This is a genomic window from Shewanella sp. 10N.286.51.B7 (assembly GCF_002873615.1).
Classification (GTDB): Bacteria; Pseudomonadota; Gammaproteobacteria; order Enterobacterales; family Shewanellaceae; genus Shewanella; species Shewanella electrodiphila.
The window spans coordinates 63,632-80,679 of record NZ_MCUF01000043.1 but is presented as its reverse complement, the minus strand read 5'-3'; the positions used below and the strand labels follow the sequence as shown (position 1 = coordinate 80,679).

Here is a 17,048-nt window from a genome sequence, read left to right as displayed (position 1 = left end):
CATCAAGGACAACTGCATGTTGATGGCGCATTAACCGTTACTGATGTTGATAATGGTCAAAATCAATTCCAAGCCACAGTACAACAAGGACAATTTGGCTCACTGGCGTTAAATGAATTAGGTCACTGGACTTATACGGCTGATAATTCACAACCATCTATTCAAAGTTTAAAAACAGGTGAAACGGTAACTGATACCTTAGTCGTTCATTCTATAGATGGCACCGAGCAACAGATCACAGTCACCATCAATGGCACTGACGATAAAGCTGTTATTACTGGAATTTCAACAGGTGACGTTGATGAAGGTCATGGCAGTTTTGGCGATATGTCACCAGATTATGCACAACCTGGTATGGCTAAACTTGGACAAGCTGCATTAACCGCTGATGGCAAGTTAGATATTGTTGACCCTGATACTGGTGAATCACAGTTTGACTCTAAAGGCGGTGCTTGGAACAATTCATACCACGGACAATATGGACATTTATTGTTAAACAGTGATGGAACTTGGCATTATGACGTGACGGTTGGCAGCGTAGATTGGGTCGGCAATAGAAAAACAACTATTGGCTCTACTATAGATAAACTCGGAGAAGGACAAACATTAACTGATACCATCACTATCCAATCAAAAGATGGTACAACACACGATATTGTCATCACCATTCATGGCAGTAATGACCGCCCCTATTGCTCATCCGAGGTCGTACTACAAAGTGGCAGCGAAGATACCCGCCAAACTCTGACGACAGCACAACTACTTGCCAATACCGTGGACGTCGATAAAAACGATGCCGGTAAACTAACCATTGAAAACCTACACGCCAACCATGGTTCCATTCTAAACAATGGCGATGGCACCTTCACCTTTAGCCCAGAAAAAGACTATAACGGCGATGTCCATTTTAGCTATGACGTCAAAGATGCCCACGGTGGTGTGACCCACACTGGCGCATCAACGACGCTCTCGGCGGTTGGCGATGCTGCCCAAATCGCTGGCGTTGATACTGGTTCAATAACCGAAAGCAGCGCGGGTGTCGACATGTCACCTGACTATGCTCACTCAGGCATAGCCACACTTGGCAATACAACACTCTATGCGGATGGCAAGCTGACCATTACAGACCCCGATGTAGGCGAGTCAGGATTTGAACGCCAAGGCAGCAATGGTTACGACTATCACGGCACCTATGGCGATCTAATCTTACTCACCGATGGCACCTGGCATTACCATGCCGATGCTGGGCATCTATCAGGTATAGGTGCTAGGCCCACAACGCGTGGCACTGCAATTGACCAGCTTGGTGAAGGACAAAGCTTAACCGATACGATTACAGTCCATTCAAAAGATGGTACAACACACGATATTGTCATCACCATTCACGGCAGTAACGACAGACCTTACTGTTCATCTGAAGTGGTGCTACAAAGTGGCAGCGAAGATACACGCCAAACCTTAACCACCGCGCAACTATTAGCGAATACAGTCGATGTGGATGCCAATGACGCCGGTAAACTAACCATTGAAAACCTACACGCCGACCATGGTTCGATATTAATTAATGCCGATGGCACCTTCACCTTTAGCCCAGAAAAAGACTATAACGGCGATGTGCATTTTAGCTATGACGTTAAGGATGCACACGGTGGTGTGACCCACACCAGTGCAACCACCAACTTGGCTGCGGTTAACGACACCCCTGATGTGACGCCTTTAACCGACAGTGTCAGTGAGGGGGCCGATAATCATCACACCCTCAATCTGCTATTAGGTGCCACAGATAAAGAGGGCGACGCTTTAACCATCAGCCACCTTGAATATGCCATCGATGGTCAACCTCAGTCGAGCCAACTTCCAACGGGCATTACCTTAGATACTGATGGTCATACATTAATTGTTGATGCCACCAATCCCGCATTTAACCATTTGGCCAATGGTCAGTCGCAACAAATCGCTATCACCTATCAAGTAGAAGATGGCCATGGTGGAAGTACGCAACAAACCGCTACGCTCACCATTGCCGGGACAGATGATAAAGCCACACTGGTTTCTAATGTCATTCAGCTCACTGAAACACAAGCGCTTGATAGTGAATTTAAATCCTATAGAGGCCAGCTTCAGCTGATTGACCCTGATAGTGGTGATAACACTCAGTTTGTATTTAGCGGGAAGTATTTAGGTCAAGGTTTTGCACCTGGTCACCTTGATGTTTGGCCTAATGGCACTTATCAATTCAAATTAGATGCTGGTACCAATCGTCATGCGGATGAGCTCATTGGTAGCCTACATGCAGGCGAGTCGATGGAACTCCCTTACGAAGTCGAAACCAGTGATGGTCAAAAGCTCACCATTATGGTGAAAGTGACGGGCGAAGATAACCAAGCAAAAATTGAAGTGACGCCATACTCCAGCCTCAATAATCATGTTTACGAAGATCACACATCCTTCGGCAATACCACCAATCAGCTCAGCAGTGGTGGCACGTTACACGTAATTGACCCAGATCACGACCAAGCCGGTTTTATTGCGCAAACCATTACTACCGCCGAAGGTGGTCGGTTCAATATCAACGCACAAGGCCAATGGTCATACGATATTGACAATGATAAAGTCCAACATTTAGGCGCAGGGGAAAGCTTCCAGCAAACCTTTACCGTTGAATCTATCGATGGAAGTGCTAAAAAAGATATCACAGTGACCGTTCATGGCACCAATGATGCGCCAATTGCTTCGGCTGAAGTGCGTTTAGCGAATGGCTTAGAAGATAGTGAAATTGTCCTTACCACGTCACAGCTACTGGCCAATACTAGCGATGTTGATGACAACGATATTGGCAAATTATCCATTGAAAACCTACACGCTGACCACGGCACTATTGTGTTAAATGCAGATGGTACGTTCACTTTCACCCCAGAAAAAGACTATAACGGCCAAGTTCATTTTACTTATGATGTAAAAGATGGGCATGGCGGTGTAACGCATACTGGCGCAACAACCTCACTCAGTGCAGTGCGTGATGCAGCCATTATTACAGAAGTAACCAGCGAAAATATCACAGAAGATGGTTCAAACGGCAGTCAAAATCAAGGTGTTATAACTGAGTTAGCCAATGGTAAATTGCAAGTTGTTGACCCAGACAGCGGTGAAAACTCTTTTCAGTACAGTCAACTTGGTGAAACACGCATACATGATCCCTTCAATGGCCATTTACGCATTGATAGCGCCGGTAATTGGGGATATCGAGTTGACAATGCAAATTTACAGCACCTTAGTGAAGGTCAAACCGAAGTTGTGACCTATCGAGTTCACAGTAAAGATGGCACACCTTTCGACCTCAATATTAACGTTGTCGGCACTAATGATGCGCCTGTTGCAAATATTGTGACCTTGTCTAATGGTACTGAGGATACTCACTACCAAATGCAAGCTAGTCAGTTTGGGTTTGGCGATATCGACTCTGGCGATACGCTGCATTCCATCGCAATCACCGATCTACCACCAACAACTGAAGGCAAGTTTGTTTTAGATGGACACGATATTACCGCAGGCCAAAGTATAGCCACAGCTGATATTAGCAAGCTGCAGTTCATTCCAGCCAAAGACTTTAACGGTGATGTGCAGTTCAAATATACCGTCAATGATGGCCATGTAGATTCAGCCAAAGCAAGCAACACTTTACACATCACAGCCACAGATGATGCTTCTGTCATCGGTGGCGATACTCAAGGCAATGTAGATGAAGCAAATATAGGTGACACAACAACGGCAACTGGGCAATTAACCATTACCGATGTCGACACAGGGCAAAACCCTACATTTGTAGATGTGGCATCAACAGCAACCACCTACGGCCATATTGAAATGCACAATGGCCAATGGACCTATACACTTGATGAAAGCAAAGTTCAGCAGTTAGATCCCGATGAATCAGCCGTAATTGACCATCATACGTTTATAGCAAGCGATGGTAGTAAACAAACCGTTGATATAACGATTAAAGGTACTAATGATAAACCCATTATAGAATCTGCTCATGCAGCACCTGCAGGCACTTCGAGTACGTTAAAGTTACAAGATGTAGATATTATCTCAAATCCAACTGGTGCCAATATTGATGTTGCGGCCACGGATGCTGAAAATGTGGCACGCTGGGGAACCGATATAACAGGGGTTGGCTCTGGGGTTAAACTTGTTGGGCTATATAAGCCAGGCTCGGATCATAACTGGATAACCACTCCTGCAATCACCTCAACATCTCACAGTGGAACAGGTGGTTACAATCGAGTGGATAACCACGATTGGTGGCATACTAACGGCATTCCAGACACGGTAAATACTGGCTCTGGTGGCGCTAGTGGGCATGGTAATGTCTGGAGCGGCGGCATAGTTGTATTTGAAGACTCTGCTGGACATCAAACTATTGGTATTATTAACCGTGTTTGTACTGGTGGTGGATCGGAAGTCGATTATTTGTACTATCACAGTTATCAGAATTTACATCCTGGGGGCACTGCATACAGCGGAAGTGCTAACCCTGGTGAAACAATTAATGTTATGGATGGCACCAGTAAAATTGCTAGCGTAGTGGCTGATAGTAATGGTCACTGGGAAGTGGCTGCTAGCCAATTAAACGATGGTGAACATACGCTACATGTTGAAAATAGTGCAGGGCAACATTCAGCTGAAACGGTTTTTCAAGTTAATGGTCATGCTGTTAAGAATATTACCCCCGCGGGTCTCAATACTGAGCTCAAAGAAGATTCAGCGCAAACTACCATTGATGGTGAATTACGAACTACAGACGTTGATCATGGTGATACTGCAACAATTACCGCGCAAGCCAATCATGCAACCCAATATGGTCATTTCTCGATTGATGCCAACGGACAATATCATTACACCCTAGATAACAATAATCAGGATGTTAACCACCTTGGCGTGCATCAAACATTAACTGAAATTATCCCAGTGACGTCAACATCTACCGACGGCACCTCTGTTACTACCAATGTGACCATTACGATTCAGGGCTCGGTTGACCAACCTATTTTAAATGCGACAGCTCCTGATGCGCAGAAAGGCAGCTCAATGGCGCTAAACCTTGATGTTGCTACCACTGATACTGGTGGTGATAATGAAGACTTATTAATAAAAATTAGTGGCTTACCTGATGCGGCGACTTTAAATCACGGCACTCATGATGCAATCGCCAAAATGTGGGTATTACATCAGTCAGATCTGAAAGGGCTTGAGCTAGATTTGCATGATGCCAATTTTCATGGTGATTTACACTTTAATGTCACCGCAACTGCTTCATCGGGGGGAGAATCAGAATCAACAACTAAGGCAGTGACATTATTTGTAAACTCTCCACCAGAGGTCTCGAATTCGGTAACTGGTAGTAAAGCAGAAGACTCAGGTATGGGAGCGATTGACCTGCTTCACGGTGCCACTGATGTTGATAGCGGAGAAGTATTGTCTGTAGGTGATATTCAATATCAAATAGGCGCAGCTGGCCAAAGCGTTAACAAACCTGACTTTTTAACCTTAGGTAAAGATGGGCATACCTTAGTTATCAATGCTAATGCTGCTGAGTTTCAACATCTATCTGCGGGTGAAAACGAAACCATCACCGTAAGTTATAACGTTAAAGATAGTCACGGTGGTCAGGTCGCTCAAAACGCGACAATTACCATAACAGGCACAGACGATACTGCGCAGATATCGGGTCATATCAGCACCGATCAACGTACACATATGACTGAAGATGTCCGTATTCAACCCGGAGGACACATGTTGTCATCAGACAAGATGACACTACAGGTGACAGATCCAGATAGCAGTCAGAATTACTTTATTCCAACTGGGGCAACTGGTACCACTGATGCCCACAGTAATGGAGCTTGGGTCAGCGGTGATAACAATATAGGCCAGTTCATTTTACATGCTTCAGGCGAATGGTACTTTAAAGCTGATAGTAGCAGCGCCAAAGTTAATAGCTTAGCTGAAGGGGAAAAAATCACCGACACTATTACAGTACATAGTGCTGATGGTACTCAACAGCAATTAACAGCTGCAGTTTATGGCACTAATGACGCCCCCACCGTTACGTCAATTGTAGGTAACGAAGCCAGCCTTGGAACAACAGCGGAAGATACCGCAATGAGTTTCACTGAAGCACAATTACTCAACCTTGTTGGCGCTGCAGATATCGATACAACAGATACTCTGCATATTGGCGATGTCAGCATTGACCCAGCTCAAGGGGCTTTTGCTAAACAACCAGATGGTAGTTGGACTTTTACGCCTGCAGCAGATTATTCTGGTTCACAGTTACCACTAACGATTCAAGTAAATGATGGCAGTGCTACCACTACAGCTCATGCATCCATAAACGTCAGTGGTGTAGCAGATGCTCCTAGCATCAGTGTTAGTTTAGGTGCTGTGCCGTTAACGTCACATACAGATAGTAGTACCCAAATACTAGATACCGTTGAAGCAACCATGGGAGCATCTCAACGCGCTGACCCACAAAACGCTATGAAGGATGACTTCATGCTCAGCAAAGTTGCCTTGGTATCAGCAGCCGGCTTAGATCCAAAACTTATCACAGGTATCAATGTTGACGGTAAAGATTACAGTGTGAATCCCAAATATGTGCCAACATTCTGTGGTCAAGGCGTCGAGTTCCCAACCTTAGATTATGACACGTATCAACATGCACAGCACATTAGCTTAACATTCGCGAGTGGCGCTCCTAAGAGTATGGATTGGCAATTTGTCGCTGGTATGGGCGATGATTTTACGGCAGCAGGTATAGCCGAATTAATCAGTAGGTCCTGTGGAGTAACGCTTCATGTTGACCGTGAGATTTCTACCGGTTCAGGAAGTACGTATCAAACGGGTGACGTGACTGAAGATAGTGTTGTTGATTTGCATATTACCATTACATCACCTGATAGTAGTGAAGATTTATCAGTCTCTATAAGCGGCTTACCAAGCGGTTCAATATTATCAGCAGGTACTGATAATCATGATGGCACTTGGACATTACAACAAGCTGAGTTATCAGGGCTGACCTTAACACCACCTCTAGACTATTCTGGCCAGTTAAACTTAACCGTAACTGCAATCTCAACCGATGGTACTGATATAGCCACTACAGATAGCGACCTTCGCATCAACATTACCCCTGTCGCTGAAACCTCTACCTTAACGGGCAGTGATATTAGTATGGATGAAGACAGTGGCACAGTGGCGCTAGGCATAACATTGAATATTCATGCCGATGCAAGTGAAACACAATCGCTGCTGATTGAAGGTGTACCTGCAAGCGCAAGTCTAAGTGCGGGGACTAAAAATACCGATGGCTCTTGGACATTAACGCCTGCTCAGCTGCAAGGGTTAACGGTTACGCCAGAAGCGCAATGGTCTGGCACAATGGCTTTACATATTTCAGCCACATCAACAGAGCAAACGGGTGAACAGTCTGTTAGCACAACTAATCTGAACGTTCAGGTTAACCCATTGGTTGATATGGTGGTTACTTCACATGATGTTCATGTTGCCCCAACAGATATGCTTGCCGGTATTGCTGTACCTATAGGTGTTAACAGCCTTGATACGTCAGAGACTTTTCAATTCAGTGTCACCATACCTTCTGGTTGGCATATAAAAGACTCTTCTGGTACCTGGGATAGTGATGACTCTCACCTTACTTATAACGGGAACCAAATAAACACCATTAAAGTGATTGCGCCGGATGGCTTTAAAGGCTCTGCAAATATTGAAGTCCATGTTACTGGCTTTGATGGTAGCGCATCACATGATTTTGGCATAACAACGAGTACGGTCACGGTGGATAACACAACACCAGCGGTAACCGCGACGGCTGCTCTTCCTGTTGATTTAGGGGCTACGGCAGAAGATACCGCGATTTCGTTCAGCGAAGCTGATTTATTACAACTAGTGGGTGCAACAGATATTAATCACGATAGCTTAACGATTACCGATGTAGATATTGATGCCGCATCAGGCGCTTTTGTTAAACAAGCTGACGGTAGTTGGCTATTCTCTCCTGCCGCTAACTTTAGTGGCGATGATCTTGCCGTCAGTGTCAAAGTCTCAGACGGTACTGAGGAAACCACAGCACACGGCACATTGGATATCACGTCAGTAACAGATAGCGCAGCGCCGCAATTAGTGGTTTCAGCAGAACAACAAGTGATGGGTTTTGCCGCGAATTCTGCTTCAGGTGTAGTTAATACCGATCCAATTTCAGCGGGTGGAGCAATGCACGCCTTAACCATTGATATGACCATTTTAGGCGGTGCACAGGTAGCATCCAGTGGTATCCACGGCGCAACCTTGATTTCTTACGGAACACCATCTGACCCCAACCATATGTATATTTGGAACAATGTCGCGGGTAAAGATTTAACCTTTAGGGTCGGCGGTACTGAATATACAACTGGTATACCATTAGCAACTGATGGTCTAGATCATCGTTATACTTTTAGCTGGGATGGTCAGCAAGGTACATTTGATGTATTAATTGATGGTCAACCCGTAAAACACATGGATGATGTCGGTAAAGGGGCAGTTATTGACGATGGTGGTAAATTTGCCTTGGGTAATGACCAAGACAGCTTTGGTGGTGGTTTTAGCACTGGTGATGCCTTTACCGGTAAAATGTTTAATGTTGCTATAGCTAAAGATGCACTTCCAATAGCTGAACTGGAACAAGCACCACTAAGTAATTTATTACATGGTGATGCACGATTACTCACTGACATCCGTATGGAAAATGGGAATTTTCAAGATGCCACCGGTAATTTCCATTATCAAACGGTGGGCAGTGTAACTAGCCAGACCGTTGAGGTAGATACTGCTATTGCGTCACCAAACCCAGGTGCAACACTTAAATTAGCGATAACAGCTGGAGCACCTGCCGATCAATCAGATCATGTCACTGGCGTTTCTATACAAGGGCTTATTGTTGGTTCAGTGCTTACCGATGGACATAGCCATAGTCATACCGTCACGAGTGCTACTGAAAGTATTGATTTACAAGGTTGGGATCAAACTCATTTATCCGCTAAATTACCTGCGGGCTCTACCGATAACATGCGCATAATGACAATGGTAGAAACCACAGGTCCTGATGGTGCTATTCAAATAGCATCAAGTGACTCAACGGTTATTTTAGATCCAACAAAGCCTATACCAGATGCGATTATCACTGGTGATGATATGAGTAAACCTTTAGCCATTACCGGAATTTCTTCGGATAGCGACCATGATTTTATTACCAGTGATAATCGGTTGATTTTTCATGGTACAGGGATCCCAGGTCACGACGTTAATCTTGTGTTAGATTCGACCATAATTGGTATTGCTACTGTTGATGCCAAGGGGAATTGGGAGATAGATAATACTGCTCATGAGCTTCCTGAACACGCACTAAATATCAAGTTGGTTTCTATGGATGCCAATGGTAGCCCTGAAATACAGACACAAATAGTAACCATTGACTCAACAGCAGCAACATTACAGTCTGGTGGTAGTTCAGATGAGCCTGATCTTACTGATGACACCAGCTTCACTGTGCAAGTTTCGACAGATGAACTCGAGGTATCATCCGACTTGCCAATGGTGAATCATGCACCCGATTCAGCATCCGAGCTAGCACATGAGCCAGTAACTTCGGCAACACCATCACTATCAGATATCAGTGGCAGTCCGCAAGCTGATGTGGCACCCGTAGATTATTACTTGAATATGGTCGGTCTCTCTAATGATGACATTGCGGTGCAAGATACACCATCAGGTAGTCATGACCAGTTAGCAACGTTTGTAAGTGGGAATATGTCTGATAATGCAGATCCGTTAGTTGATGATATGACGCCAGACGCTTTTGAAAACCCGTTAGATGATGATAACCATCAGCAGCATAAAGATGAGTTATTGGCAGATTTAAATGACCAACCTGATCAAAGTGATACTAATCAGGCTAATGACGATGATTTGCTACATCAAGCATTAAATGACATGCACAATCAGGTCTAAAAAACTTTAGTCATAATAACTCTGTAATAGACTGAAAAGGCGCACCATGATGAATCATGGTGCGCCTTTTCAGCATCGCTTTTTATAACCAGAATTAAAGCACTTTAGTGTAACTAATCACCCCATAGCCATGCCAGTCATCGACATCTGATTGATATTCTTTGCTATAAAAATCAACACTCCAACGTACAGACCATGTGGGAAATGCCCATATCACCCCTAAACTTGCTTGCGCTTGTTCATGCTTGATTTCAAGCGATGAGTCATAGGGTAAATCACCATCAATGGTTAAATCATTAAACCGATATCCAGCCTGCACCCTTGCATAAGCCGTCCAGCTACCATCAGAGTTAGCGGAATGAGTATAATTTCCTAAGTGACCAGCCTGACTTGAAAGTTGGCCAAAGGTTTGGTCTAAGTCATCACCCCAACGCAAGGTGAGACCGACACTCGATTGAGAACGAAAATTCCCAGCCATCGAATGATTAAATGCGCTTAAATCCCACTGACTATTTTCAAATGCTTGCTGACGAGTGAGTAAAGCTTCGACTTCATAGGCAAGTTGAAATGTCAGCTGATTCTCTATTTGATAATCCCAGCCACCCGGTTTAGTTGATGAGGTAATTTTATGCACCACTGATTGCAGCATTTCAGCCCCTGACGCAGGTCCCATAACACCAACAGACAACCAATTTTTTTGTGCCAGTGATGGGCTAAACACACCGGTATAGCTTTCTAGCTCCAATAGACCTGCATAAGGTCTTTCTTCTGATTGTGGATAGTCATACGCGATTTCAATTGGGGTCCACATTCGGCTATATAACTGAGCCCCACGGTGTGCTTGCTGTGTTTGTTGGGGGAATAAAAGTGCAGACTGCCATTGAAAGACCGATGATGCCGCTGAAAAATTGTGTTCTGGCTTTGCATGCCAACCTATGACAAAACCATTGGAGTAATCACCATCTGAGCCGGTAACGATATCATTATCGAAGCTAAAATAAATTTGATCTGCAGTTACGCTAATCGGCGCTAAACTCGCTGATAACAGCAATACACCTGCCGCATTTAGGCTTTTTCTGCTCAATATACCCCCCTATCAAATACGTCAGTTCACTACGTTAGCTCGACAACGTAAAGTTATTTCCAAAATCTAAACATTACTGTCATTAAAATGAGTAAGCGATTTTAGTTTACCTCTTTAGCCTCCCCACTCAATGATCATTAATTAAACAGCCTCGGCAACGGCTTTTATAGTCAGCCCGCTCTACAAAGCATTCCAATTTAAGCCATATTTATGCAATTTACATTTCATTTAGCACAATAAAACGTCAAACATTACCAGATGTAAGTGTTAAATTACTGACAATAAAAAGCCGCGATTCACTCGCGGCTACATACGTTAAAATAAGCACTGGTCGCTAATATCATTCACTGTTAATGGCTGTAACCAGCACAAAAATCATCAAATGATAAAGGTTTAGAGAACACATAGCCTTGAATAGAGTAAACACCATGCTCACTTAAATAAGCCACTTGCTCATGGCTTTCTACACCTTCTGCAATGATGTTTAAATTGGATTTTTGCGCAAATGAAATAATAGCTTCAATGGTTTTCGCATTAAAGTTATCTTGATGACCGATAGTATCAACAAACATTTTGTCAATTTTGAGGGTACTGATCCCTAAATTTTGCACATAGCTAAAACCCCCATAACCCGTGCCGGCATCATCTAATTTTAAATCTATGCCGATAGCATAAAACTTATCTAACATTTTACGCGCAGCAACTAAGTCACTAATAGGATGACGCTCAGTGATTTCTAATGAAATGCGATGTTGTTTCAACTCGCCTGATTCAACAACGCCTTTTAGCAATTGATACAAATCATCATTATCTAAATGTTCTGGCACAATATTAACGCTAAAAAATAATGGTTCTCGTGTAACCGCAAGTTGCTTAACATCATTAAAAACATGCGCCAACAACACCTTGGTCATATCAACAATTAAGCCATTGGCTTCTGCGTAAGGAATAAACTGATTCGGTGGCATTAAACTGCCATCTTGCCGTTGCCAACGCATGAGCACTTCTGCGCCAATGACTTTTTGACTGCGAGAATCGACAATAGGCTGATAAAAAGGAATAAACTCAGACCGCTTAATCCCTTGAATAATTTGGCTATGAACAGATTGACTATGGTTAAACCATAAACGGGCGATATACGTGACCCAAGCAGCCAAAATGCTGGCAATGATTAAAACACCCCACCATGAAAAGTAGGTATATTGCTCATAGAAATCACGATTACCAGATAATTCAAACTCCGCCTCAAAATAGGGCGAAGTTAGAGAGACCACTTCGCTAATAAAAGCTTCCTCATCAAAACTTTCAAAATCAAATACTAAAAAAGGTTTAGAGTCGAATGACATTTTATATTCTAAACAAGACTCACAGCTCATAGGAACAAAATAACGCGGCGCTAAAGGGATTAAACTCGCGACGTAAAAAATATCCCCCATATTGCGAATAAGGATCAACTCAAGCTGCTCTTCAGTGGCAGACTCCAATACGCCTAAACTATAGGTTTCACTAATTTGATGATGTTTCACATTGTGAATATCTCGAATAATCTCATTAGATTCACAATATATATTTAACCCTTTCGTTACGCCAACCCAACGAATAAAGTTTGCATCAAATACAGTGCGCTTTAACTGCGCCTCAGCCTGTGGGGTACACTCGAATGAATCAAAAGTGATTTCGGGTAATGTATTTAATTCTGCCGCACTGGTTTTAATTAAGTGCTCAAACTTATCCGTTAAAATTGCTGCGTCACGGGCAATGACTTGCTTGGCCAAGAAATGATCGACACCACGCAATAAACCAACACTGAGAAGTAATGCAACTAAAAAAATCAGGCAATATGTGATTCGTTCCATGACAGCACCTAAATCCTATAAATTAGTCACAATATAACCTGACTGAGTTTGTTACGGTAGTGTAAACATCTATATTAGTTGAAATTTAATTCATCACAGCACCAATCATTACTTTGCTGTGTAATAGGATCAATAAACTGTAATCGTTGTGCCAATAACTTTAGTGGATTAGCAAAGTTATCAGGTCCTTTCGGTTGTAGCACAGGGTAAAACCTGTCGTTAAGCAATGGCATACCAATGCTTTGCATATGCACTCTTAATTGATGAGTTTTACCTGTAATCGGACTAAGCTCAAACAAACCACTAATAGTGAGTCATTGGTCGACAGTCGTTCGTCACAGCTCATAAAATTCATATATTCAGCGCACTAAACAGTTATCGCTGCGCGTGACTCATGCTGATATAGCATTTAATCAAGCAGGTTAAAGATCAAATTCAGCTTCATAGCCTTCGCAGCTCAGCTGACGCTCAATATGGCTAATCGGGTCAATAAACTGCAGTGATTTAGCAATTAACCGTAACGGTTTTGAAAAATCATCGGCACTCTTTGGCGCTAAAGTAGGATAATTAGTATCGTTTTCTAACGGCATTCCCAACGACATCATGTGTACCCTAAGTTGATGCATTTTCCCGGTGATCGGGCTCAGCTCAAATAAACCTTTATCGCCTTTTATGGCAATAAGGCTAATTTCAGAATGGGTATTGGGCTCACCTTCGGTCACTTTCATTAAAAAGCTTGGGGTTGAGCGCACCATCCTATTTTTAACCGTCCAGTGTATTGGCAAGGTTAATTCACCCGCTTGGGATTGTGCCAATAGTGCCGCTGTTAACTTAGCAATCGCTTGATATTGCTTTGTAATTTTGCCATCACTAAAAAGAGCATGATACGCATGCCTAGACTCAGGGTTAACTGTCATTAGCATGACGCCTGCAGTTGGCCTATCAAGGCGGTGGGCAGGAGTTATAGTGTCAATGCCGGTGCCAATCCTTAGCCTATGGATTAAGCATTCATTAACAAAGTTTCCGCTGGGGGTTACTGGCAAAAAGTGTGGTTTAAACACCAGCATACAATGCTCATCTTGATGCAAAATTTTCTGCACAAAAGGGATCTTGGTTTCCGCTGTCACTTCTCGGTAGTAATACACCCTTGTTGCAGGTCTATAGGCAGTATCGACAGTAATTAAGCTGCCATCTGCCCAATGCACTTTGCCGTCCTCAATCCGCTTTAACCACACTTGCGGTGGGATTTGCGCAAAATGCGACACTAAAAATTCCACCACGGTTTTTGGCGCTGTTGAACTTGCAGCTGCATTTTTCGAAGGATGAGTCAGTTGTGGTAACACCACATAAGAAGGTTGTGCAGCTCTAGCTGAGGTATCAGAAGACATAGTTACAATGATTAGTGACTTACATATCCCGTCAGTATAACGGACATGAGTAATATAAATGAACCTAAGCTTTCCTGTTAACGAGCCACTTGAAGTAAAATCCAGCACAGTTAACCCAAACTTGGCGAGTTAAATGCAATCACAGCGACTTGCTCGTCATTGCTGTAAAGCGGTAACTTAGGCATCTACATGGGACTTTAATAGCTGCAGCACAAAAGCCATAGTCTTGTGGCAATTAGGTTGCTCAACAAGCTGTAATTTATCCTTGTTATACATAGGTAACACTTCTAACCAACGCTGGCTCACCCAGGTGGCATCTTCTAAATGCACCTGATTATATAATTCCAATAAATCAGGGTTTACCTCATAGAATTGCTCTAAAGCGGCACTGATAATTTCAAACTTTTCGCCTATGGGTTCATCTTGCCAATTTTGACAGGCTAATGTGCGCGCAATCCAACTTCCATCCCTTAGTTGCGCCGCAGACAGAATTTTTACCCTTTGGCGGCCTTCGACGACAATACTTAACGAATCATCTTCCAATTGATTAAAGTCGATAATCTCGCACTCAGTTGCCGTGTCGTAACAAGGAGGGAAACAGCTACTTTTCGTCGCAGCTAATGCTAATCGATAATGCCCTTTCAGCACATTAGCAACCATTAACAATTGATTTGGTGTAACCATTCTCATCTCTTGTCGACCACCAGGAAGCAAAACCGCTTCTTGGATGAGTAACGCCATTTCTATCGTTTGCATAGCAACCTCCAGACCACAGCGTTTCTTGGTTATTCCATTTATTAGGGGTGTATACCCAGTAAGAATGCTGTAGAAAAAGTAGCCCACCGCTACCTCGGACCAATAAAAATCAACAAGTTGTCACTTCGATGACTTTAATAAGTTTAGCAGCCAAGTTTGAGTTTTCCAGCTTGATAACGCTATTACAACTTTATGATTAGCACTGTAAACTTCATTTTGTCATCACATAGCAACAACCCAAACAAACAACAAAGTTGATTAATAATTAGACAGGGTAAAATACGGAATAGTTTCAGTAAATGATCATAATTTTACTAAAGTAACTCTGAAGATAACTTTTAGATGCTTAAGGGAGCGGCATATAAGCCAGAAGATTAAAGGGGTAAACACCAATCAGCATATATGAAATTAGCACCAATAATGGCTTATTAATGGCGCCATAAGTAAGCTGTAATGTTGAATGAGGCATTACGTTATCTAATGAGGCTTTCTTAGCGCTCTTCTTAGCGACTTAGCGACTTAGCGACTTAGCGACTTAGCAATAAACGATGCCAATTACAGATGCCAATTACAGATGCCAATTACAGATGCTCAATGTGGTCCATTATCGATTGCTTCTCCACAATATCAGCAAATAACTCACCTAACACTTCGCTTCGCTTTAAAGACTCACGCCAATAAGCAATACGGCTATCGCTATCGAGCTGCTTAAAGTCTTCTCGATCTGGGATCTTTTGATATGGCAATGACTTCAAAAACTCTGCATTAGGAGTCAGTATTAATGCATTGTGATAATGCTTTTTGGCTCGACGCCATTTTAATGATTTATCGAACCAACCCGGACTCATATGAGGATAAAAGTGCGGATATAAACTTAAGCCTTCAGGTGAATGTGTTGGCATATCAAAATGGTAATCAGTGATACCACCATCATAGTAAGCGCCATCACTTATGCCATTTATGCGTGTAACAGGTGCTAATACTAATGGAATAGATCCCGTTGCCAGCAGAACTTGATTAATATTATTACGGGTTAGTTGAGCATGTTCGGTGGGTAAGTCAGTTAGGTGTGAAAAAGGGGATTTTACTTGTTGATGACTAAACACCACTCGTTCAAAGTGCCAGGCTAAACTTCGACGACTCACCGCATTACTTAATGCAGTAGCAGCAAGCCCTAACGCCAACTTTCCTTTAGAGCGACTGGCATTTAAATGCTTTGCCTTACACACAACAAAATGACTTTGAATGATACGGTTATTCACAATATCCATCGCGCCGTGCTCACCCAAAATACCATTAATAATACGTTCAACCTGTTCAGTCACTTCTTGTCGATTAGGGACATGATCGTATCGCTGACCAATATAAAAATCCTCAAGCCGAGAATATGCTGCTAAGGGATCTTTTTGAGCTAAGCAAGCCAAACGCCATGCGCCCGATGACGCGCCCATGGTATATAGCGGTGTTTTTCTTTCAGCAAAAAACTCACCAAACAAATATTTGTCCAGACCAGCTACCCCTATCCATTTAGGGCCACCCGATGCTGCAAATAACTGGCTAAACATTGATGCAGACAAGCCATTTTTTTCAATCTGTTGATAAGCTGTTTTACCAGCAAGTAATCGTAATGCTGTCACTGCGCTTCCTGTATTTAAATCTTTTCATGACAATACAAACTGAATCTAATCTCTGCGACACTAAAAACATCCGCAAAAACGATCAGTTAACCCCCAACAATCGACGGGTCTAAAATTCATCTTAACTAAGTTTGTCATAGGGTTAAACCACCTTAGGGTTGAATCTCTTCATAGCCTATAGCGAATCGACATATCTTCATGGCGTTGAATTAGCGAATAAGTAATAATATTGCATCATCAATAAATCAGAGAGCCA

General features: G+C 43.0%; 6 protein-coding genes and 1 pseudogene. 1 reads left to right on the top strand and 6 read right to left on the bottom strand.

Annotation, left to right across the window (positions count from 1 at the left end; genetic code table 11):
* On the top strand, positions 1-10,071 hold a 10,071-nt coding region (locus BCU84_RS12910), incomplete at its 5' end, for a VCBS domain-containing protein (RefSeq protein ID WP_198589577.1).
* A 94-nt stretch (positions 10,072-10,165) separates the two neighbouring features.
* On the opposite strand, the gene BCU84_RS12905 is transcribed toward BCU84_RS12910, so the two are convergent.
* The 6 genes and pseudogenes from BCU84_RS12905 to BCU84_RS12880 all read right to left on the bottom strand — a co-directional run bounded on the left by BCU84_RS12905 (position 10,166) and on the right by BCU84_RS12880 (position 16,792).
* On the bottom strand, positions 10,166-11,155 hold the full coding sequence (locus BCU84_RS12905) for a lipid A deacylase LpxR family protein (RefSeq protein ID WP_241904996.1): 990 nt from the start codon (positions 11,153-11,155) through the stop codon (positions 10,166-10,168).
* A 350-nt stretch (positions 11,156-11,505) separates the two neighbouring features.
* Positions 11,506-13,011, bottom strand: a complete 1,506-nt coding sequence (locus tag BCU84_RS12900; RefSeq protein ID WP_102476539.1) for an EAL domain-containing protein — start codon at positions 13,009-13,011, stop codon at positions 11,506-11,508.
* A 74-nt stretch (positions 13,012-13,085) separates the two neighbouring features.
* Positions 13,086-13,313, bottom strand: a pseudogene (locus tag BCU84_RS12895) (pseudouridine synthase); the annotation flags it as partial.
* A gap of 120 nt (positions 13,314-13,433) precedes the next feature.
* Entirely contained in the window at positions 13,434-14,399 is a 966-nt protein-coding gene (locus BCU84_RS12890; RefSeq protein WP_102436594.1) for a pseudouridine synthase, read from the bottom strand.
* Positions 14,400-14,576: 177 nt separating this feature from the next.
* Entirely contained in the window at positions 14,577-15,155 is a 579-nt protein-coding gene (locus BCU84_RS12885) for an LON peptidase substrate-binding domain-containing protein (protein ID WP_102528492.1), read from the bottom strand.
* A 581-nt stretch (positions 15,156-15,736) separates the two neighbouring features.
* A complete protein-coding gene (locus BCU84_RS12880; RefSeq protein WP_102528491.1) occupies positions 15,737-16,792 on the bottom strand; it encodes a patatin-like phospholipase family protein in 1,056 nt (351 codons plus the stop codon).
* Between the last annotated feature and the right edge of the window lie 256 nt (positions 16,793-17,048).

Excerpts from the sequence above, each read along its gene's own strand:
- BCU84_RS12900 (WP_102476539.1), bottom strand. The coding sequence starts at position 13,011 with ATGGAACGAATCACATATTGCCTGATTTTTTTAGTTGCATTACTTCTC.
- BCU84_RS12890 (WP_102436594.1), bottom strand. The coding sequence starts at position 14,399 with ATGTCTTCTGATACCTCAGCTAGAGCTGCACAACCTTCTTATGTGGTG.
- BCU84_RS12885 (WP_102528492.1), bottom strand. The coding sequence starts at position 15,155 with ATGCAAACGATAGAAATGGCGTTACTCATCCAAGAAGCGGTTTTGCTT.